This window comes from Stenotrophomonas sp. PS02289, assembly GCF_029960115.1.
Taxonomy (GTDB): Bacteria; Pseudomonadota; Gammaproteobacteria; order Xanthomonadales; family Xanthomonadaceae; genus Stenotrophomonas.
On sequence record NZ_JASCOZ010000371.1, the window covers coordinates 1 to 311 of the forward strand.

1 pseudogene is annotated in these 311 nt (G+C 70.7%); it reads left to right on the forward strand.

The annotated features are described in order from the left end of the window. Window positions 1–311, forward strand: a pseudogene (locus QMX83_RS21635) (IS91 family transposase); the annotation flags it as partial.

Sequence of the window (311 nt, forward strand, 5' to 3'; positions counted from 1 at the left end):
CACGGCGTATTCGCCCCGAATGCAAACCTGCGTGCGCAGCTGACGCCCTCGGGGCGCGGCAAGCGGCCTGCGGGCGATGCGGCGCCGGTTGACGCAAGCGCCCACGACGAGCCGCGCAGCCCCGAGCAGAAGCGCCGTGCGATGAGCTGGGCGCAACGGCTCAAGCGGGTCTTTTCCATCGACATCACCACCTGCGCCCACTGCGGCGGCGCGGTACGGATCGTCGCCAGCATCGAGGAACCCACCGCCATCCGCGCCATCCTCGCCCACTTCGAGAAGCACGGCGCGCTGGAGCAAGCGCACTACCGGCC